Here is a 19,872-nt window from a genome sequence, read left to right as displayed (position 1 = left end):
CCATGGGTGTTGCACTAAAAGATATTCTCACTGAATTTAAACATCCGGCAGGTCAGGATGAACTGACCGGAGTAGCAGCGGTTGATACATTCAACGCGCTATACCAGTTTCTTTCCATCATCAGACAACCTGATGGGACTCCTCTCATGGATGATGAAGGAAGAGTCACATCTCACCTCTCTGGTCTCTTCTTTCGTACCGCAAATTTTTTGCAGCAGGGAATACGTCCGGTCTTTGTGTTTGATGGAAAACCACCGGAGATGAAAAGTTCCACAATACAGGATAGAAGAGATATCCGCGATGAGTCAAAAGAGAAGTGGGATGAAGCAAAGAGAAAAGGAGACCTTACCGGAGCATTCAGGTACGCCATGTCCAGTTCAGTTGTCGATGAGCATATCATCTCTTCTGCAAGGACTCTGCTTCAGTTCATGGGACTTCCGGTTGTGAATGCCCCTTCAGAAGGAGAAGCACAGGCTGCATACATGGCACGTAAGGGTGATGTGGATTATGTTATTTCACAGGATTATGACACGCTCCTTTTTGGAACCCCGGTACTGGTCCGGAATCTCACCATCTCCGGAAAACGCCGTATCCATGGAAGACAGGTAACAATCCAGCCTGAACGGATTACTCTATCCGATGTTCTGCAAACCCTTGAGATCAGCAGAGAAGATCTGGTGGATATTGCAATCCTCACCGGAACTGATTTTAATCCGGGTATAAAAGGTATCGGGGCAAAAACCGGACTAAAAAAGGTAAAGAATGGAGAGTTTGATGGTATTATCCGGGATAAATCACCAGGGTTTGACCCTGAACCTGTTCGCCTGTTTTTTCAGAAACCACCAGTAACTGATTCGTATAATCTGGAAACTTCTCCGGTTGACAGGGATGGAGTTTTCTCCTTTCTTTGTGATGAATACAGCTTTTCTCCAGACCGGGTAAACCCGGTTCTTGACAAAATTGCGAAAAAGGAGAAACAGAAAACTCTGGAGAGCTGGTTTTAACCTCTTTTTCATGACTTATTTTATAGTTTAATCACCATACGGTACCTGATTATAACTCGTTTACAGGAGTTTTTGTGTGATGCAGAGAAGCGGTCATGTTCTTATTGGAATTATCGTATTGTTCATGCTGGCTCTATTTAGCGTTTCATCTGTCTGTCTGGCAGAATCAGATGAGGATGAAACAAATCTTACGAATAATACCACCAACCTCTCTGCAGAATGGGTCGTTGACTTTACTGCATCTCCTTTTGAAGGATATCCTCCCCTTTGTGTACAATTCACCGTCTCCGGACCAAAAGGTGAATATTCTTGGGATTTTGGTGACGGGGCAACATCAAATGTTATGAATCCAGTTCATTGTTACCGTCAGAAAGGAATCTACTGGGTAAAACTCAAATATTATTATGGAACAATAGCCGGAGAAGTATCCAAGCCTGACTGCATAAAAGTGCTTGATCCTGAATTATTTGTGGATTTTAGTGCCAGTCCTACCAATGGTTCAGCACCTCTGACAACACAGTTTTCCATTACCGGTAATCCGACAAATATTATATGGCATTTTGGAGACGGGAGTGATGATGTCACTGAAATGAACCCTCGTCACCAGTTTGTCTACCCTGGTAACTATAGTCCCACCCTTACCTATTGCCTTGCTGGTTCATGTGACAAGATATCAAAATTCAACTATATTGAAGTTGAGCAGGGGAATGATATTGATTTCATTGCTGAAAGGACGAATGGAACTGCTCCGGTATGTACAAGGTTCGTAGTGACGGGAGAAGCAGACGATTTTAAATGGGATTTTGGTGACGGGGGAGAATCATACGAAGAGAGTCCGGTCCATTGTTATGCGGATTCCGGAGCATATACCGTCTCCATGACATATACCCGGGACGGGGCTCCTTATACTATAACAAAGAACAGGTATCTTGTATATACTCCGAAAATAATCCCTGAATTTTCAGTAACTCCTCTTGAAGGCATCGCTCCGCTCTGTGTTACGTATGGTATTACAAATCCCACACAGTCATGGACGTTTAATTTTGGAGATAATAGTACGGGAACCGGTGCATCCGCTACCCATTGTTTTGGGACCAGTGGGACGTATTTTCCTTCTCTTACCTACTGTTCAAACGATTTTTGTGACACCATTGAATATCCCTCTCCTGTCATGGTGCATCAGCCCAGAATCCTGGTTGCAGCAGGCAGTACACCGAATGAGTATTCATTTTCCACGGACGCTCCGGAAGGTCTGAAATACAGCTGGGTTTTTGGTGATGGAAGTGGAGCGGAAGGTGCTGCGGTAAAACATACATACAGTTCAGAAGGCACATACCAGGTTTCGCTTGTGGTGAACGGGGTATGCGGATGTAATGCTATAACGGTTAAGGAAATAACGGTAAAACCGAAGAAAAAACTTGATTTTACTGCAACACCACTTTCAGGGTGTGCACCTCACTGTGTACAGTTCAATGAACAGTCTCCTGAAATCCCTCTCTCAAGGTTATGGGAGTTTGGTGACGGGGATACCAGTGAAGACAAGAATCCGTTCCACTGTTACCAGTTCCCGGGGCCTTATACGGTTACTTTGACAGATGTTTTTACAAACCAGACTGAAGAGGTGGTGAAAGAGAATTATATCACCGCTCATGCTGTCCCAAAACCATCATTCACTGCTTACCCTCCAAGCGGATATGCACCACTTACGGTTCATTTCACTGATACCACTCTTGATTATACCGAGAAACGGTACTGGAATTTTGGTGATACGGTTACTGATACGGAAAAAATCGTAGATCATCGTTTTGACGAACCTGGTGAGTACAATGTGACCTTTACGGTCTGGGGGGCCGGGGACTGTCGGGGTACAAAGTCACAGGTTATTGAAGTTTTAAAACAAGAAGATATTTCGTACGATTTCTCAGGACTTCCAGTACGGGGAGTTGCCCCTCTTTATACTTCCTATAAACTAACCGGAAACATGCAGCAGTCTGAACTTGATTTCGGTGATGGTCAGAAGACGGTCGAGCGAAACCCTTTCCACTGTTATGATACGGCTGGTATCTATTCTCCTTCCCTTCATGCCTGTGAGTCTGATACCGGATGCGAAGATATCAAAAAGCCGGCATATGTTGTTGCGGTATCCCCGAATTATCTGAATATGACTCTGATTCCCGGGTGGAATCTCGTATCAGTTCCGGTTACCCTTGAACAGGGATATGATATCATGGAAATCCTGTCTGGTGTGAATACCGCCGGGCATTCGGTTTTTACCTGGAACAGCACGTCGGGATCATGGGCCCGGGTGGGCAGGGATTATCCTCTCTCACCCCTTTCTGCATTTTTCATGTATGTCCCTGAAATGGTCACCGTGCCACTTGTAATCTCTCAGGAAGGTCCTCAGCAAAACCTTACCCGGACTCTGGATACCGGATGGAACCTGGTCAGTTTCGCTGATGTAATGACCGTTTCAGCGGATGAAGCATTCCGATCAGTTGAAGAATTCTGGAGTTATGCAATCGGGTATGATGCAGTAAAACAGCGGTATCTGGCACCGGTGACAAAAGGAGTTGATAGCGTTGGATCAGAAATGGATCCGACGAAGGGGTACTGGCTCTTTATGAATGCCAGTGTGCAGATGATTGGAAAGAAATTATGAAAACCCTTTTAGGGTTCAGAGTTGTTTCCAGACATGCATAAACCGCTGTGCGGCGGTAATGTGTCCAAATACTCCAAAAATGAATAATACCCATGCAAAAAGGGATAATCCAAGTATCAGAATAGATGATATGAGTGACAGTATTCCTGCACCTATGAGCAGGATAAGCCGGTCAGCCCTTCCGAGAAATCCTCCATAAAATCTTCCTATCCCGACTGCCTGGGCTTGTGTCCCAAGGTATGATGCCATAAGGACGCCGGTCATGCCGAATACTCCGATCTGCCAGGGACAGAGCGGTCCGGCGAATATTCCACAGATCATGAAGATGTCAGCATACCTGTCCACGGTGTGGTCAAGGAAATCACCTCTGAGACTTTGTATTGACATAGCCCGGGCGATGGATCCGTCAAGTGCATCAAAAATTGCATTGAGAAGAATACAGAGCGTCCCTATCCCGATTTCATAAAAATAAAAACCAATCCCTGCTCCAGCAGCAGCAATGAGGGAGAGGACAGTACAGGTATCCGGAGTTATTCCTAGCCGCAGACATCCGGACACCACCGGGTCAATTATTGGTTTTACATGGTCACGATAAGAATCAAGCGTCATAGCATATCTCCACAGGCAATGAGCCAGTCAACGGTTCCTGATGCAGGTGTTGCGGTTCCCGTGATTACTTCTAAAACTTTTCTTGTAACAGATGTCATATCGTCTTTGGTTGTGTCAATTTCATAGATCTTTTCAGGCCCATGGATATCGACAGCTTCTGCAAGGATAACGTCAAGAAGTTCTGCCTCGACGTTCTCTCTGACTTTGTCTTCAGAATATCCTCTCCTTTCTAGCCGTTCTTTTAAAATATCAGGCCTGCATCTCAGTATGATTATCCGATCCGCACGAAGGAGATGTGAGAGATGTCCTTCCACGACCCCGTCTATGGGACGAAATTCTTTAGCCCACTGTTCATCATCGATGATATCGGTATCCCGGTCAGGATCAGCGCCCAGGCGATATGGATCAACAGTTTCAGTGGCTCTGATTACCGTGATCCCATTTTGAAGCAGCATATCAGCAACAGAACTTTTTCCGGTACCTGGAGTTCCGGATAAGGCGATCATCATAATGCGCGGAGTACCTCAAGGAAGCGTGAATTCTCCCATTCTTCTCCGGCACAAACCCTGATATAATGATCTGAAAGTCCGGGAAAACTTTTACATGAACGGACAAGAACTCCGTTCTTTGCGAAAAACTCTGATGCCTGGTCTCCGGTCAGAGGGGCAGTATCTATCATCAGAAAATTTGCGCCGCTTGGAAATACCGGTTTAGGGGATTCTCTCATCACTTTTTCACGCCAATCCCGGGTATATTGAATCGTTTTTATAATATATTCCTGGTCATGAAGGGCGCCGGTTGCAGCCGCTGCTGAAATGGTATTAAGGGTAAAAGGGGTTGCTGCTTTATCATATACCGGTTTAAACCAGTCCGGAACAAACGCATAACCAACCCTGCAGCCTGCAAGACCGAACACTTTTGACATGGTTCTGCCGATGAGAAGGTTATCATATTTTTTTAACAAGTATCTGTATTCTTCGTCTGAAAATTCAACATAGGCGTTGTCAAGAAAGAGCATCCCGGTTATATTCTGAAGGATTATTTCAATATCTCCGGCTGAAGTTACGGTTCCTGACGGATTATTCGGTGAACAAAGAAATGAGATCTTTGCATCCCTTGCTCCGGCGATAAATCCCTGTATGTCCACTGTGAAATCATCTGAGCGGGGTATATTTCTGATTTCTGCTCCCTGCGCCGCTGCAGCCAGCCCATAAAATGAGAATGTCGGGGTGGATATTGCAACAATATCTCCCGGGTTTATCAGTACTCTGATACAGGTTTCTATCACCCCGTCCATTCCGACTCCGGTAACAAAATCAAAGTCACCGTGATAGTCTTTGAGAGCCCTGATAAGTGATGCATGGACAGTGTCTGGGTACTGGTGCATTGATGAAAGGGCTGATGCAGCCTCTTCTAATGCTTTTTTCGAAGGGCCAAAGGGGTTTTCATTACTTGCAAGTCTGGCAACTTTTTCAAACCCGTATTCCTTTGCAATATCCCCTGGTTTTTTGGCAAAAACATAGGATGTACCCTGGCGGTACATGTCCCGGATTAATTTAGCAGGCTGTTTTGATTGCTGCATCAATGACTCCGCATCCCTTCTCTATCTCCTCTTCACGAATTACCAGGGGAGGGATAAGCCGGAGATTTCCATGAGCAGCACAGTTCACCAGAACTCCCTGCTCTTTGCAGTACTGTTGGACTGCCGGACATGCATCCCCGAGAGTTATTCCTGTCATCAGGCCCATTGACCGCGGGTTGTATGCTGAAAGTAAGCGCTTCAGATGTTCTCCTTTTCGTGAAATGGTGGGCAGGATTTCATCAATGACATCCAGAGTGGCGATTGCTGCCGCACAGGCGATGGGCCCTCCGGCAAAGGTGCTTCCATGTTCTGACCGGGAAAATTCAAGGCCCTCACGTGCTACGATAGCTCCCATCGGAAAACCACTTGCAATTCCTTTTGCAATGCTTACAATATCAGGCAGAATACCTTCGTGCTGGTATGCAAACCATTTCCCTGTTCGCCCCATTCCTGTCTGAACCTCATCAAGGATCATGAGGACATCTTTTTCGTCACAGATCTCACGGATCTCTTTAAGGTACCCCTTCGGAGGAATGATAACCCCTGCTTCTCCCTGGATTGGTTCTACAATGACTCCTGCGGTGTCCTTTGTTATTGCCTTTTTGATGGCCTCTGCATCTCCATACGGAACGAAAGAACACCGGGGGTTTAAGGGAAGAAATGGTTCCCTGATTGCGGGTTTGTGGGTACATGAGAGGGATGCCATGGTACGGCCATGAAACCCGTCTTCACAGGCGACAAACTCAGTTTTTCCTGTCCGGACCCGGGCCAGTTTGATTGCACCCTCATTTGCTTCTGCGCCGGAGTTAGAAAAAAAGGCCTTTTTAAGTCCGCTATACTCAACAAGACGTTTTGCCAGTGTTGCCTGGTGAGGAACATAATACAGGTTTGAGCAGTGGATGAGTTCTGCTGCCTGATCCTGTATGGCTTTTACTACCTTCGGGTGACAGTGTCCGGTGCTGCACACAGCAATTCCTGCAACAAAGTCCAGGTATGTTTTTCCATCCGCATCCGTAACAGTAGATCCTGATCCTTTGACCAGCATCATGTCCCGGCCGAAAGCGGGCATGTAGTATGATGAATCAAGTTCGCGATAATCTTTTTCGTAATTCACAATATCAACTCAAATTTTGTTTATTCGTATTCTATCGTTGCAGGAGGTTTGGGAGTGATGTCGTATACCACCCGGGCAACACTGGGTATAGTGGAAGTAATCCTGGACTCTATCTCCTGAAGGTCGGCAAATGCAATCTCAATAGGATCTGCGGTCATGCCGTCACGGGAGTTTACTGCCCGGACTGATACTATCCAGCCAAAAAGCCTGTTATCCCCTTTCACCCCTGTCCCACGTCCGACAAGGGCACCAAGACATTGCCATGGCCGGTACTTCTCTACGAGGACATCCTCGATGATGGCATTTGCCTCTCTGACTACCTCAATGGATTCACGGGTAACCTTTCCGACAACCCTGACCGAAAGTCCCGGACCGGGAAATGGCATCCGGTGGGCAATCTCCTTTGGGAGATCCAGAGCCTCTGCAACTTCCCTTACTTCGTCTTTATAGAGTTCCCGGAGTGGTTCAATTACCTTTTGAAACTCCATCGAAAGGGGAAGACCGCCGACATTGTGGTGACTTTTTATTCCTCCCTCACTTTCAATACAGTCCGGGTAAATTGTTCCCTGGAGAAGATATTTTGCACCGGTTGCTTTAGCTTCCCGTTCAAAGACACGAATGAATCGTTCCCCTACAATCTTTCGTTTCTTCTCCGGGTCCTCTTCTCCCTCAAGGGCATCGAGAAACTCGTCTGCTGCATGTACCACTTTTAATCCGAGGTGGCCGAATATCTCTGATATCCGTGCAGTTTCCCCTTTTCTCATAAGGCCTGTATCCACGTAGATGGGGATAAGGCGGTCACCAATGGCGCGGGAGGCAAGCTCAGCACATACTGAACTATCTACTCCCCCTGATAATGCGATGACTACTTTCTCATCTCCGGATTCAGCCTGAATCCTGCGAATTGCTTCAGCAATAAATTTCTCTGTTTTTACCATTATTCTCCCTTCCCTCTGTTTTTCATACATGCCTCAACAAATCCGAGGAATGGTGGAGACGGACGGGTTGGCCGTGACCTGAACTCCGGATGAAACTGTGTTGCAAAGAAGAACGGGTGATCCACTATCTCTGCTATTTCCATTCTGTTCTTATTTGTTCCTGAAAAAACCAGACCTGCCTCTTCAAGCTGGCTGATAAATGAAGGATCAACCTCATACCGGTGTCGGTGCCTTTCGGTTATTTCAGGTTTTTTATAGAGTTCAAAGGCACGGGTTCCTGGCTTTATTGTGACCTGCCAGTCACCAAGTCTCATGGTGCCACCAAGGTTTTCGACACCTTCCTGCTCTGGCAGTATGGTAATAACCGCAGTTCCATCTCCACATTCGCTGCTGCAGGCATCGGCGATTCCAAGGACATGTCGTGTGAACTCTACAACTGATAACTGGAATCCAAGACAGAGCCCCAGAAGTGGAATCTTTTCTTCACGACAGAGTTGTATTGCACTGATTTTTCCTTCAATTCCCCTGATTCCAAATCCGCCTGGGATAAGTATTCCATCACATTCCCGAAGATCAGCAGCGTCTACCCGCTCTGCATCCATCCACCTGATTGAGACTTCGGTTGAAAGTGCCCTTCCTGCGTGTTTGAGTGCTTCTTTAATGGAGAGATAAACATCTTCCTTTCCATATTTACTTACTATTCCAACGGTAATCCGGTGAGTATATTCCCTTGTAACCACCCGGTACCATTCACGGTCAGCCACTTCATTTACGAGCTGGAGCAGCTGGCAAAGCACGGTAGCAAGCCCTTCCTTCTCAAGTTCCATCGGACACTGATAAATATCAGACAGGGTGGCTGCACTAATTATTCCGTTTTGTGGAATATCACAAAGAGAAGCAAGTTTTTTCTTGGTATGAGTATTTAATGGCCGTTCACTTCTGCCGACGATGATATCCGTGAAGAGACCAAGTTCACGAAGTGCTTTTACGGAGTGCTGGGTGGGTTTTGTCTTGAGATCACCCATTGAATCCGAAGGCATCAGGGTAACATGAACAAGGGCCCGGTCCGATATCACAAGTTCACTTCTCATCTGCCTGACTGCTTCGAGAAATGGCATACTCTCTATATCTCCGACGGTTCCACCAACTTCAACAATACAGATATCCGCTGGTTTTCCATTAAAGACCGGTTCTTCTGCTGCCGACCTGATGCATTCCTTAATCTGGTCGGTGATATGCGGGATAATCTGGACTGTCTGACCTAAAAAGTCACCTTTCCGTTCCTTGTTGATGACAAGCCGATACACTTTGCCTGTTGTGATATTATGGGAAGAGTTGAGTTCTATGTCCAGGAACCGTTCATAGTTACCAAGGTCAAGATCCACTTCTCCTCCATCATGGAGGACAAATACTTCTCCATGCTGGGCCGGGTTCATTGTTCCTGCATCAATATTCAGGTACGGGTCAATTTTCACCGCTGTAACCTGATATCCCCGGTTTTTTAGTAAACGTCCGATGGATGCAGCGGTAATACCTTTTCCAAGCCCGCTCATCACACCCCCGGTAACAAATATATACTTCACTATGCTCCTCCCAAAACCTGCTCAAATGTTGATTGTAATACCACTTCTATTATGTGCCCGGGGAGGTCCGTACTATAAAAGATGCATAGCACCTTGCGAGGAGACTTTCATCCTTCGCATTGGTTATTGAAGCTTCCGCATAGATCATCTGTCTGCCTTTTCTGATAACTATCCCATCTGCGTGGATGGTTCCGTTCTGAATCCCCCTGATAAAATTTGTCGTACATGACACGGTCGCGATGGTCTCTCCCTCGGAAAGTAATGTGTAAATGGCAAGAGCGATTGCTTCATCCCCGATGGCGGTGAATATTCCGCCCTGGAGCCACCCTTCTCCGTTTTTCATGTCATCGCGGACATCCATGGCAAGCCGTGCCTTTCCCTCTCCAAATTCTATCGGTTTTATCCCCATAAGACAGAAAAATGGATTGGCCTCCTGTCCTCTTCCACGAATTTCATCAAGATAATTCATACCTATTATTTCACGTTAAGCAGGATTGATGATACCGTTCATAATGGGGAACACATATGAGGATATCCACTGAAACAGTTAAGGTAACGTATTAATTTGAAAACCATCAATGACAGAGCCATCTTTTAGCATCGTTATCCCTGCATATAATGAAGAAACCCGGATCTCACCCCTTCTTGAAGGATTGACCAATCCGGAAATTGAATATATTTTTATCTGCGATGGAGATGACAATACAGATTTTATAATCCGGAACTATGCCGAAACACACGATGAATTAAATATCCAATGTTACTCTTTTCCTCACCGGCTTGGAAAAGGAGGAGGGGTGTATACTGGTTTTAAAAAGGCATCAGCACCTCTGATTGGCTTTATGGATGCAGATAATTCCACGTCAGTTTCAGAATTAATAAGGCTATGCAGTCTCATCGGCCATCATGACGGCATCATCGGTTCACGTCATCTCCCCGGTCAGGTGATTCACCGGAAACAGCCACTATACAGGAGAATTCAGAGTCGGGCATTTAATGGCCTTATCCGCCTGATGTTCGGTCTTCCTTTCCACGATACCCAATGCGGGGCAAAATTATTCCGAAAAGAGGCAATTTATACAGTTCTTCCCCATCTCCACTGCAGAGGCTTCGAGTTTGATGTGGAACTGTTATGGCAGTTAAAAAAACGGGGATATTCACTCATTGAAGTTCCGGTTATATGGAATGACACGCTGGATTCACGGCTCAGACTATCTGATACCATCGCAATGTTGGCAACACTCCTACGGATAAGGACTCATACCCTGCCACATGATTCCTGAACAGATACACAAAAAAGCACTTGGTCTGTTTGAAAAGGGACATTATACTGAATGTCTTGGTTTTATTCATGGTCTTTCTCCAGGAGAGAGAGATGTTCCGATAAGGATTCTTGAAGCAGTCTCTCTTATCGAGACCGGATCCATTGATGATGCGGAGGTCTGCCTTCGTGATCTCCGGGTTACGGTTCCTGATTCTGCTGAAGTCTGTATCTATCTTGGCCGGATACTAAAAGAACGGGGTGACGATGAGGCGCGGGCAGTATTTTCAGATGCGGTCTGTCTTGACCCGGATAACCGGGACGGACTCTTATGGTATGCTGAATATGTAATGTCACAGGAAGATTATTCTGCAGCAATACCAGTTTTAAACCGGCTGTATACTCTTTCTGAAAACTCACGCGATCTATGCAGGTTAATGGATGCCCATCTTCGCAATGAAAACCCTGAAGAGGCTATCCAATTATATTTGCATAACAACCGTCCTTCCTGCTGCCGTCCTGAATACCTGCGGGCATTATCTGAAGCAGGAAGAGTTGAAGAGATCTTTTCTGAAATCAATCCGGAAAAAAATCCCTCTGATGATGAATTTGTTCTTCTCGTCAGAGCCATTACAGGCCTTTCACCGGAGAAGGCTGATTCTGTTATCCTTCCCCGGATTGCCAGGACCGGCACAATACCGGTTATTGTAGAGTATGTCCGGTTGTTACAGGTGCAAAAGCGGGATAGAGAAGCAGCAGGGGTCTGTTCAACATACCTGTCAGGGATAACTGATCCTGGTGTCCGGACTCTTATCTGCTCTTCACTGTTGAGGCTTGGTGAATTACCCCGTGCGGAAGAGATCTATAAGTCAGTGCTCTTTCCGGATCCTCCTGTAGCATCCGCAGATGACATTATGAGGTGGCTGAATGAATATTTAGAAATTGTCAGGTTAAATCATCAGTCAGAAGAGGATCTGATGGAAAAAGCCGGGCAGGTTCTTCATCCCTCCTATGCAGCCTTTGCAGGTCTTTGCGCAGAAAGAACAGGCAGGCATGATCTTGCCCATCAGTATTTTCAGAAAGCATTCCGGTCAGACATAGTAAAGGGAGGTCTATTATATGCTGCGTACCTGGAAAGGACGGGGAACATGCGTGAATGGGAAAAAATAATCACCTATATCCTGAAAAATACCGGAAAGGTACGAGACCTTGAGTTTGTCGCTGCATCTGCTCTTGAAAACATCTCTGAAAATGTAAATCTGCTCCATTTTCTCCATGATAAATTTCAGAAATGTCTTCCCGTCTCTTCAACCCGCGGAAAAAGAATCTTTTGCCAGGTTGCTGGTCTTCTTGCATCAGAGGAGTTGAAAAATGGACGATACGGAGAAGGAATGATTCTGTGCCTGAAAGCCCTTGCACATGTGCCTGCTCAGGAGAAGAAAATGGCTGATCACCTGTTCTCTCTCCTGATGTCCTGTAAAACACCCGGACTTCCGGTCAGATATACCTTCGATAATCCGGAGCAGGAGAAGAGTAATTTCAGCAGAAGTCTCACAATTCCCGGTCTTACATCTGCTGAAGAAGCGGTGCTCCAGTATATGAGACGACATCTGGTGTGTTCTGAATTAGAGCTCCGTACTGTTTGTGGGACAAAGCGGATAGCAGGTCTGATGAACCGCCTGATGCGAAAAACCTCTGCAGGCGGGTGGCAGATACTTATGAAAGAAGGCATAACTGAATCAGGAGAGGTATATCGGTATGCAGGTCCCTGAACCGGTAGAGCCGGTTGTGCTGGAAAGTATCGGGATAATCAATGCCTTACGAAGAGGCACCGTCCCTGCACAGGGCCTTTCAAGATTTGCTGTTGGTCTGGAATCAGAAGAGCAGGCAATTCGTGATCAACTCAGACTGGTTGCACGATCCGGGGCTGATATTAAGGCAGTCCGTGGTGAATACGGCTCCGGAAAAACATTTCTGATATCCAGAGCTCTTGAAATTGCCCGGGAAGAAGGGTTTGTAACCGCACGTGTTCCGCTATCACCTACAAACCCCCTGTATAAGTTGAGTACGATATACACCCGGATGATGACCTCTCTTGTTGCGGGAGGTGAGGAAAATGCCCTTCGCTCTTTAATTGACGGCTGGTTATTTGCAATAGAAGAACGGGTCCGGAACCGGGATGCTGGTTCTTTGAATGATCAGGGTTTAATCGACAGTCTTGTTTTAAAAGAGGTGGAACATGCCCTTTCTGATATCAGTGAAATCCATTCCTCTCTTGCAGCAATGATCCGGACATATTACCAGGCATCAGATGCAGGTGATTTCAAGACCGCACAGGCGGCAATCGGGTGGCTGGCCGGAGAATCCCAGGTTGGGCGGGGGGTAAAACAGCAGGCAGGTATCAGGGGCGGGGTTGATGATGGTTCGGTTCTATCGTTCATGCAGGTTGTATCCCTTGTCGCACGGGGTGCCGGATACCTTGGATGTGCCCTTGCTCTTGATGAACTTGAAATTACCCAGAGTCTTCCCCGGAACCTTCGTGACCGGGGATATCGAAACCTGGTTCAGATTATTGATGCACTTGACGGTGGCCTTCTTCCGCACTGGTTCATTATAATCGGAGGAACACCGCTTCTATATGACGGGGCACGGGGTATGAAATCAGTCCCCCCGCTGTATGAACGGATAGGTATGGTCCCGGAACATGCAGGATTTCCCAACCCGAGACAGACACAGATAGTACTGAAATCTTTTGACGCCAGAAAACTGGAGGAGGTCGCTCTCCGGGTGACGGGTGTCTATGCTTCTGCATATGGCGAAGTTGACAGAAACAGGATATCCCACCGGTTTATCCGGACCATGGTCGAACGTATCTGCAGCCATTTCGGTGGAAGAATTGATGTTATGCCCAGGATATTCCTTCGTGAATTTGTGGATATCCTGGATAAGTGCGATCTCTATCCAGATTTTGATCCCATGGCCGGGTATGATATCAGTCCGGAATCACTCGGGCCGGTACTTACGGAAGAAGAAAAAGCGGTAATCCGGATCAGTTGGTAGGTTTTTTTCTCCGGATCCGGATCGAGTCAGCATGGGCAGTCAGTCCCTCAGCATCTGCAATGGTTTCAACAATATCTCCAATCTCTTCAAGTCCCTGTTTTTCAATCATCTGGATGGTTGATGTTTTGGTGAAATGTGCCACATTCAGACCTGAATAATACCGGGCATTTCCTGCGGTCGGGAGGACATGGTTTGTTCCTGATGCATAGTCCCCACAGGCAACTGCTGCATATGGCCCGACAAAGATAGATCCTGCATTTTTTATTCTTCCCATGAGTGACAACGGATCGGTGACCTGAATTGCGAGGTGTTCAGGCGCTATGATATTGGATGCATCCGCTGCTTCCATAGGATCTTTCACGATAAGATATCCTGACCTTGAGAGGGACTGCCTGATTATCTCTTTCCGGTCTGCTTCTCCGGCAAGTTTCTTTACATATCTTCCCACTTCACCAGCCAGTTTTTCACTGGTGGTTATGAGAATTGATGCAGATAAGGGATCATGTTCTGACTGGGCGATGATATCCGCTGCGATGAAATCAGGTTTTGCACTTTCATCAGCAATGATGGCTATCTCTGATGGTCCGGCAGGAAAGTCTATCTCCACCTGTTCTCTGACCATCATCTTTGCAGCGGTAACATACCTGTTTCCTGGTCCTACTATCTTCTCCACCGGCTGAATGCTCTCAGTTCCGTAGGTCATTGCAGCAATTGCCTGTGCACCACCGGTAAGATAGATGTCATCAACATCAGCGATATCGCAGGCAACAACCGTCAGTGGATTTACCGGTGGCGGAGTGCAGCAGATAACCTTCTCAACACCGGCTACCTTTGCCGGAACTGCACACATCAGAACGGTTGACGGGTAAGAAGCACGCCCTCCGGGAACATATATCCCGACCCGGGAAAGCGGAGTGGTTTTTACTCCAAGGGTGATGCCGGGTTCGGTTGAGACCAGCCAGAGATCATCACGACGCTGGAGTTCGTGAAACCGGCTAATTCTTGCATATGCTTCAGAAAGAGCTTCAGCAACATCCGGCGAAACAACTTCGTATGCAGCATCTCTGTCAGCATTACTCATTTTGACGGCATCAGGTCTTACCCCGTCAAATTTTTCAGCATAATCCAGTAGTGCTGCGTCCCCGCGAGTCCTTACCTCATTTATTATCGTCTCAACAGAACCTCTGACTTCATCAAGGGTGCTTTTCTGTCGTATCAGCCAGTCCTCCAGTTCTACCGGACTCCAGTTCATGGGTAGTACATAGGCATGGCTTTAAAAAAATGGGTTGTCAGACTGACTGGACACCTGACCGGATATCAGACTGTTTTTGTTTTATCTGTGGAATCCCATCTCCAGATATAAAAATCCGGAGATGGCCGCGCAATTCTGCCCCGCAATAAGTCAGTAAGCATCTTATAGAGGTTCAGGTATAAAAGAAGAATTTCTTCCTCGTTCTCATCGGTCACAATTTTCAGGCGGATTAATCCTTTTACGTATTCTTCCATCCCTTCGCAGGCTGAAATATCTGCAGGCATGATATCTCCGGGTAGAACGGTCCGGACATTGAATACGTCATCAACCGAAACAGCCATCTCATGTTCACTCACTGATCCCTTATGAACAATGAGCGTTCGTTGTTTGCTCGATTCATCCCGTTCCATCCCGAGAAGTGGAGCGATATTTATGACCGGGATCATCTCATCACCCCATTTTGCCATCCCTTCAATATAGGGAGGAGCATCATACACTGACATTGTTTTTAGTGGTCTGACAAACTTATCGATCATATCACCATCAATAAGATAACGGTCTCTTCCTAATAGTATCTCAATAAGCGTCAGATGGTCCTGCATGATAATCCGGTCTTTTGTTGATGTTATCTTCAGAGTTCCCCCTATTCAAATTCTTCGATCATCGCCCGCATATGATGCAAAATCCTATCTCTTATACTGTTCATACGATAAATGCAAGAGTCAGACCGTTCCCGGCTGATTCGTCTGTATTATCCTTTGGAGAATGGAACTGATGCCTGCAGATAAGGAAATCATTCACCGGTTATTATTATTTGCATTGGGAGAAGGACTGTATGGGGCCCAGGTTTCTTATATCCGTGAAATTGTTCAGGACCAGGTAAAAATTCCTCTCCCCGGGGCACCGGATTTTATTCCCGGAATCATTCACATCAGGGAAGAAGTTGTCAAGGTTATTGATATCCGGAAGATTATCCCTCTGGCTAAAGAAGGGTTAAAAAAGAAAATAATCGTATTCGTTCCTGAAAATCAGAGTGCAACAAGGTTCGGGATGCTGGTGGATGATGTCTATGGCATCATGGAAGTTCCGGATTCTGTCGTGAATCTTCTGGACCGGTCTGATACAAAGATTCAGAATAATTTCATGCTTGGCTTTTTGAAATGTTCTCTTGATACCTTTTTGCACCAGAACGGGAGACAGTATGCTGCAGGTAATGATGATCTTGTCTGGATAGATTTTGAAGATCTTATCCGGACTATTACTGATGACGGACAGTCTGACACGATAACATTCCGACTGACTGCATTGTTTAATCCGGAGTACCTGCTTTCGGATGAATACAGGAAAAATGCGAAAAAATAAAATTGTATCTTATATTATGACTTTCAGTTTGGAATCCTTACCCTTCAGGATTCCTGTTTTTTTCAGGTCATCAAGAACTCCTCCGATGAAATCTTGTGAAAGGTGCAGGCCAATACCCATCATTTCGTCATGAATCGGGAATTCATAGTGTATAAATTCTACGATCAACTGCTCCCGGGTATTTTTCCCTGTCTTTTGAATCATGCTGATTATCTCAGCCACCAATACCTGTTTTACCTGTAAGTTGACGAAGAAAGACAAGTTTTCAGGATCATATTCAATTCGTTCAAAGAAATTTTCCAGTTCGGTCAGGTCTTCGAGGAATACAATATCCGGGCTGGTTGTTACAATGTATGAGAGGATATCTTTTGATTCAAGACTTCTCTGAATATTCCATTTCTGGAGGGCTTCTTCCCTCAATGGGGGTATCTCATCTTCAAATATCACCATCTGTGCGTCATCCGGGGAGATGGTTCTGGCAAGAGTCATCCCTTCTTCATTGATATCTATTAAATTGTTGAGCTCTAAAACCCGGATGAGGACGGCTTCATGAAAAAAAGCAACCATTGACTCTTCATCTTCCGGCATTTTTCCTTCTTTGATGAAGAAGTCATAGACGGTTGTTCCGATGTGGTCCCCCGGTGATTTTTCTGTAAATGTCTTTTCCATCAGGTCATGAATAGTTTTCAGATAATCGCACATTTCCTGATATGATTCGGTGAGTTCTTCCACATCATCGTCTTCTGCACTTCGTATCCTCTCAATTTCCTCTTCTATTATTCCTTTTAATGCAGAATAGGGTGCTTTATATTGAACCATGTTTTCAAGCTCTACCTTTGTTCTGATATGGGCTGAAATATTCATCTTTCTAAAGATACGGGAACATTCCTGTGCCTCTCCTTCTGATGAAAACCAGATCTCTTCTTCCAGTACCATGGATAGCACATACCTCAGCCTGATACCTGATATGTTTGCTGGGTGAAAAGAGTAGTCACCCGGGTTTTGACGAATCCGGGTGGAAATCTGTTTGAAATTAAAAGAATCCGCTTAATGAACCAAAGAGAATTCCAAAGGCTATCAGAAAAACTCCTGCAAAAACAGCCGGGTTCCATGCGAGAATTTTTGCACCGTCAAGGGGGCCGATAGGCAGAAGATTGAATGCAGCAATCATTGCGTTTATTTTTATTCCCACAACTCCGATGATGGCAAGAAGGTACAGTCCCGGAGTATGCCCTAAAAATGCCAACGCTGCGAATGGTATTATGAGAAGTAGGTTACTAACCGGGCCTGCAAGAGAAATTTTCCCGTTCTCTTCACGGGAGATCTGGTTCCCATAAATCATTGTTGCCCCAGGAGCTGCAAATACAATACCTGCAAGTGCGGCCATGGCAACTGCGACAACCAGCATCATACTATTCATCTGGAACTCTGCCCAGTATCCGTACTTCATTGCAGTGAATTTGTGCGCCATTTCATGAATGATGAACGCAATTCCGGCGGTTACAAGAGAAATAACAAAGAACTGGCCGATAATAAGCGGGTCTAATCGTTGTCCCCAGACCATTGCCAGGGTAAATGCCGCAGAAAGGGCCAGCCATGCGACAAGTAGATCTCTTCTTTCACGAAGGGGTATTTGATCCCATATTTGCATGGGTAAGATATTTGTTCCAATTATACAATGGTTTGACGGATGGAACGTATGATCCTCTCTTCTTGAGTCTTTTGATCAGAGGTTTTTTAAAAAAGCGCAATTAGACTAACTTTTGAAACTCATATCATCAATTGTCCGGAATATGGAGTTTGCTTCAAGACCCCTCTATTTCCAGTCGAATTCGTCTAGATCTTGCCAAAAACCTCAAAATTGTGGCATTTATCGCTAATTAGATGGTTATTGGAATGTTCAGTAGATGCAAAGGATCACCCTTTGGTATTTGTCAATGAATTATTACCGAGCACAGGAGTAAGTTTAAGGCTCTACAGAATAAGTATCAGTATTAACTAAGAGGATCATCATGGCAACTTATAGTGTTGAGGCCCAGGCAACAATTGAAGACGAAAGTTCTGTTGTTCAGTCGCCGGTTCATATAGCGTCAAGGATAAGGACGAAAGGGGCTGGTACCATCCAGGTTGTTGAATTTGTCTTAGGGAATGAACTTTTTGCAATAGATCTCTTTGATACCCGTGAAGTAATTACCCAGACAGAGGTAACTCCACTTCCCAGTACTCCCTCATATCTTAAGGGAATCATTGATCTTCGGGGTATGATTACAACTATCATTGATCTTAAAGATCTGATGCATATTACAACCGAAGCATCCGGAAAGAAAAAATCAAGAATAATTGTATTAGATCGATCAATTACCGAAAAACCCATTGGTATTCTGGTTGACGATGTGTTTTCAGTTACGACATACAGCCAGGAAGATATTGATAAAGATAATTCGGCCTCACAAAAATCTCACCGGGATATTCTCGGTGTCATCAGAAAGAAAACAAAAGTTGCCGGAGAAAAGGATAAAAGTGGTCTAATCGTCTGGCTTGATATCAGGACGATGATCACAAAAATCGAATCAGATCTCTGAATCTGATGAGAAAGGTTTGTAATTGAAGGTTTCTGTTCCGGGGAAATTTTCCGAATAACAAGTCTGGATTTTCCTGGATAACTCCTATAATTCTCTTCTAAAAAATTTCCATTCTTTGTTTTTTATTTTTTTATGCATAGCATTACTGCTTTGCATTTCTGATTGGCATATTTATATACTCTAATTAAATTAACTCTCAATTACCTCAAGATTTAAAAAATGTGAAAACAATTCCGCATTCATTTTGTGGTACTTTATGGACAAGAGATTCGTAAAAGGGATGTATGTTGTTTTCACAAAAACCTTTGACTGCCGGAGAACCGGGGTTTATGGGAATTACATGGTATTATTGTGTGTGTTAAGCGTCTTGGGGTAATATCTCCCGGATTCGTTTATCTAGGAAATGATTACAATGGGAACAGAGGGAAAGACTACATACGAACGAATATCTGACATTATTAATCCGGTACCCGGGTCAGTCTTTTATATGGCCTGTGAATGCCAGATGAACGGGGAATTTGATAATGCCCTCCGGTTATACCAGAAAATTGTTGAAAAAGAACCGAATAATACTAAGGCTCTTCAGGGTATTGCAGATGTCTTTTCATGTATGGGGAATCATGAAGAGGCACTGCTCTGGTATGGCAAAGCTTTGGATTACGATCCATATAATGCAGAGATCTGGTATAATAAGGGGTTGACCCTTTGTAAGACCGGATATAATGATGAAGGATATTCCTGTATCAGAAAGGGTATTTCTCTGGCAATGAGTACATCCCTGTCTCGCAGGAGGATATGATTTTCTGATGTATACTGTCTCCCTTTTTATGTAAACCTGTATCTTTTCCTCTCTATTTTCCAGAATC

The 19,872-nt window shown here is 45.2% G+C and carries 19 protein-coding genes; 8 read left to right on the top strand and 11 right to left on the bottom strand.

Annotation, left to right across the window (positions count from 1 at the left end; genetic code table 11):
• Window positions 1–2 precede the first annotated feature (2 nt).
• Together fen and DLD82_RS19305 are read left to right on the top strand one after the other, a co-directional pair.
• Window positions 3–1,004 carry a flap endonuclease-1 gene (fen, locus tag DLD82_RS06205; RefSeq protein ID WP_109940248.1) on the top strand — a complete coding sequence of 334 codons (1,002 nt, stop codon included), beginning with the start codon at window positions 3–5 and terminating at the stop codon, window positions 1,002–1,004.
• A 79-nt stretch (window positions 1,005–1,083) separates the two neighbouring features.
• Entirely contained in the window at window positions 1,084–3,663 is a 2,580-nt protein-coding gene (locus DLD82_RS19305) for a PKD domain-containing protein (RefSeq protein ID WP_109940247.1), read from the top strand.
• A gap of 15 nt (window positions 3,664–3,678) precedes the next feature.
• Here the strand turns inward: DLD82_RS19305 and DLD82_RS06195 are convergent, their stop codons facing one another.
• From DLD82_RS06195 to DLD82_RS06165, 7 genes are all read right to left on the bottom strand, one after another.
• Window positions 3,679–4,272 (bottom strand): CDP-alcohol phosphatidyltransferase family protein, encoded by a 594-nt coding sequence (locus tag DLD82_RS06195; protein WP_109940246.1) that lies wholly within the window; start codon window positions 4,270–4,272, stop codon window positions 3,679–3,681.
• Window positions 4,269–4,781, bottom strand: coding sequence for an adenylate kinase family protein (locus DLD82_RS06190; RefSeq protein WP_109940245.1), 513 nt, complete (start codon window positions 4,779–4,781; stop codon window positions 4,269–4,271). Before DLD82_RS06190 ends, DLD82_RS06195 begins: the two co-directional genes overlap by 4 nt.
• Window positions 4,778–5,854 carry a pyridoxal phosphate-dependent aminotransferase gene (locus DLD82_RS06185; protein ID WP_109940244.1) on the bottom strand — a complete coding sequence of 359 codons (1,077 nt, stop codon included), beginning with the start codon at window positions 5,852–5,854 and terminating at the stop codon, window positions 4,778–4,780. Before DLD82_RS06185 ends, DLD82_RS06190 begins: the two co-directional genes overlap by 4 nt.
• Complete coding sequence (locus DLD82_RS06180; RefSeq protein ID WP_109940243.1) at window positions 5,829–6,923, bottom strand: aspartate aminotransferase family protein; 1,095 nt, start codon at window positions 6,921–6,923, stop codon at window positions 5,829–5,831. The genes DLD82_RS06185 and DLD82_RS06180 overlap by 26 nt, the downstream gene beginning before the upstream one ends.
• A gap of 65 nt (window positions 6,924–6,988) precedes the next feature.
• Complete coding sequence (gene guaA / locus DLD82_RS06175; RefSeq protein ID WP_109940242.1) at window positions 6,989–7,906, bottom strand: glutamine-hydrolyzing GMP synthase; 918 nt, start codon at window positions 7,904–7,906, stop codon at window positions 6,989–6,991.
• Window positions 7,906–9,489: a CTP synthase gene (locus DLD82_RS06170; protein ID WP_109940241.1), complete on the bottom strand. Its 1,584-nt coding sequence runs from the start codon at window positions 9,487–9,489 to the stop codon at window positions 7,906–7,908. The genes guaA and DLD82_RS06170 overlap by 1 nt, the downstream gene beginning before the upstream one ends.
• A gap of 49 nt (window positions 9,490–9,538) precedes the next feature.
• The gene (locus DLD82_RS06165) at window positions 9,539–9,958 is read right to left on the bottom strand and encodes a PaaI family thioesterase (RefSeq protein WP_109940240.1); all 420 of its coding nucleotides are present in this window, start codon (window positions 9,956–9,958) and stop codon (window positions 9,539–9,541) included.
• A 109-nt stretch (window positions 9,959–10,067) separates the two neighbouring features.
• Between DLD82_RS06165 and DLD82_RS06160 the strand changes: the two genes are divergently transcribed.
• The 3 genes from DLD82_RS06160 to brxD are packed head-to-tail and all read left to right on the top strand — an operon-like array spanning window position 10,068 to window position 13,810.
• Window positions 10,068–10,772, top strand: a complete 705-nt coding sequence (locus DLD82_RS06160) for a dolichyl-phosphate beta-glucosyltransferase (protein ID WP_109940239.1) — start codon at window positions 10,068–10,070, stop codon at window positions 10,770–10,772.
• Window positions 10,762–12,522: a tetratricopeptide repeat protein gene (locus tag DLD82_RS06155; protein ID WP_109940238.1), complete on the top strand. Its 1,761-nt coding sequence runs from the start codon at window positions 10,762–10,764 to the stop codon at window positions 12,520–12,522. The genes DLD82_RS06160 and DLD82_RS06155 overlap by 11 nt, the downstream gene beginning before the upstream one ends.
• A complete protein-coding gene (brxD, locus tag DLD82_RS06150) occupies window positions 12,509–13,810 on the top strand; it encodes a BREX system ATP-binding protein BrxD (protein ID WP_245920384.1) in 1,302 nt (433 codons plus the stop codon). Before DLD82_RS06155 ends, brxD begins: the two co-directional genes overlap by 14 nt.
• Here the strand turns inward: brxD and hisD are convergent.
• Window positions 13,800–15,062 carry a histidinol dehydrogenase gene (gene hisD, locus DLD82_RS06145; RefSeq protein ID WP_109940236.1) on the bottom strand — a complete coding sequence of 421 codons (1,263 nt, stop codon included), beginning with the start codon at window positions 15,060–15,062 and terminating at the stop codon, window positions 13,800–13,802. The two genes, brxD and hisD, sit on opposite strands and share 11 nt — an antisense overlap.
• A 65-nt stretch (window positions 15,063–15,127) precedes the next feature.
• The gene (locus DLD82_RS06140) at window positions 15,128–15,664 is read right to left on the bottom strand and encodes a chemotaxis protein CheW (RefSeq protein ID WP_109940235.1); all 537 of its coding nucleotides are present in this window, start codon (window positions 15,662–15,664) and stop codon (window positions 15,128–15,130) included.
• 172 nt (window positions 15,665–15,836) lie between these two features.
• Between DLD82_RS06140 and DLD82_RS06135 the strand changes: the two genes are divergently transcribed.
• The gene (locus tag DLD82_RS06135) at window positions 15,837–16,424 is read left to right on the top strand and encodes a chemotaxis protein CheW (protein WP_181391285.1); all 588 of its coding nucleotides are present in this window, start codon (window positions 15,837–15,839) and stop codon (window positions 16,422–16,424) included.
• A 9-nt stretch (window positions 16,425–16,433) separates the two neighbouring features.
• Here DLD82_RS06135 and DLD82_RS06130 read toward each other — a convergent pair whose 3' ends face one another.
• Window positions 16,434–17,360: a hypothetical protein gene (locus DLD82_RS06130; protein ID WP_109940233.1), complete on the bottom strand. Its 927-nt coding sequence runs from the start codon at window positions 17,358–17,360 to the stop codon at window positions 16,434–16,436.
• A gap of 97 nt (window positions 17,361–17,457) precedes the next feature.
• Window positions 17,458–18,075, bottom strand: a complete 618-nt coding sequence (locus DLD82_RS06125; RefSeq protein WP_181391284.1) for a zinc metalloprotease — start codon at window positions 18,073–18,075, stop codon at window positions 17,458–17,460.
• A gap of 361 nt (window positions 18,076–18,436) precedes the next feature.
• On the opposite strand from DLD82_RS06125, the gene DLD82_RS06120 reads away from it, so the two are divergent.
• Both DLD82_RS06120 and DLD82_RS06115 read left to right on the top strand, forming a co-directional pair.
• A complete protein-coding gene (locus tag DLD82_RS06120; protein ID WP_109940231.1) occupies window positions 18,437–19,006 on the top strand; it encodes a chemotaxis protein CheW in 570 nt (189 codons plus the stop codon).
• Between the two features lie 412 nt (window positions 19,007–19,418).
• On the top strand, window positions 19,419–19,805 hold the full coding sequence (locus DLD82_RS06115) for a tetratricopeptide repeat protein (protein ID WP_219968305.1): 387 nt from the start codon (window positions 19,419–19,421) through the stop codon (window positions 19,803–19,805).
• The last annotated feature ends 67 nt before the right edge of the window (window positions 19,806–19,872 follow it).

This window comes from Methanospirillum stamsii (assembly GCF_003173335.1).
Classification (GTDB): Archaea; Halobacteriota; Methanomicrobia; order Methanomicrobiales; family Methanospirillaceae; genus Methanospirillum; species Methanospirillum stamsii.
The sequence above is the reverse complement of the archived record's forward strand: the minus strand, read 5'-3'. Positions and strand labels throughout refer to the sequence as shown.

Coding starts and splice junctions, on each gene's coding strand:
- fen (WP_109940248.1), top strand. CDS start 3: ATGGGTGTTGCACTAAAAGATATTCTCACTGAATTTAAACATCCGGCA.
- DLD82_RS19305 (WP_109940247.1), top strand. CDS start 1,084: ATGCAGAGAAGCGGTCATGTTCTTATTGGAATTATCGTATTGTTCATG.
- DLD82_RS06195 (WP_109940246.1), bottom strand. CDS start 4,272: ATGACGCTTGATTCTTATCGTGACCATGTAAAACCAATAATTGACCCG.
- DLD82_RS06190 (WP_109940245.1), bottom strand. CDS start 4,781: ATGATGATCGCCTTATCCGGAACTCCAGGTACCGGAAAAAGTTCTGTT.
- DLD82_RS06185 (WP_109940244.1), bottom strand. CDS start 5,854: ATGCAGCAATCAAAACAGCCTGCTAAATTAATCCGGGACATGTACCGC.
- DLD82_RS06180 (WP_109940243.1), bottom strand. CDS start 6,923: ATGCCCGCTTTCGGCCGGGACATGATGCTGGTCAAAGGATCAGGATCT.
- guaA (WP_109940242.1), bottom strand. CDS start 7,906: ATGGTAAAAACAGAGAAATTTATTGCTGAAGCAATTCGCAGGATTCAG.
- DLD82_RS06165 (WP_109940240.1), bottom strand. CDS start 9,958: ATGAATTATCTTGATGAAATTCGTGGAAGAGGACAGGAGGCCAATCCA.
- DLD82_RS06160 (WP_109940239.1), top strand. CDS start 10,068: ATGACAGAGCCATCTTTTAGCATCGTTATCCCTGCATATAATGAAGAA.
- DLD82_RS06155 (WP_109940238.1), top strand. CDS start 10,762: ATGATTCCTGAACAGATACACAAAAAAGCACTTGGTCTGTTTGAAAAG.
- brxD (WP_245920384.1), top strand. CDS start 12,509: ATGCAGGTCCCTGAACCGGTAGAGCCGGTTGTGCTGGAAAGTATCGGG.
- hisD (WP_109940236.1), bottom strand. CDS start 15,062: ATGAACTGGAGTCCGGTAGAACTGGAGGACTGGCTGATACGACAGAAA.
- DLD82_RS06140 (WP_109940235.1), bottom strand. CDS start 15,664: ATGCAGGACCATCTGACGCTTATTGAGATACTATTAGGAAGAGACCGT.
- DLD82_RS06135 (WP_181391285.1), top strand. CDS start 15,837: ATGCCTGCAGATAAGGAAATCATTCACCGGTTATTATTATTTGCATTG.
- DLD82_RS06130 (WP_109940233.1), bottom strand. CDS start 17,360: ATGGTACTGGAAGAAGAGATCTGGTTTTCATCAGAAGGAGAGGCACAG.
- DLD82_RS06125 (WP_181391284.1), bottom strand. CDS start 18,075: ATGCAAATATGGGATCAAATACCCCTTCGTGAAAGAAGAGATCTACTT.
- DLD82_RS06120 (WP_109940231.1), top strand. CDS start 18,437: ATGGCAACTTATAGTGTTGAGGCCCAGGCAACAATTGAAGACGAAAGT.
- DLD82_RS06115 (WP_219968305.1), top strand. CDS start 19,419: ATGGGAACAGAGGGAAAGACTACATACGAACGAATATCTGACATTATT.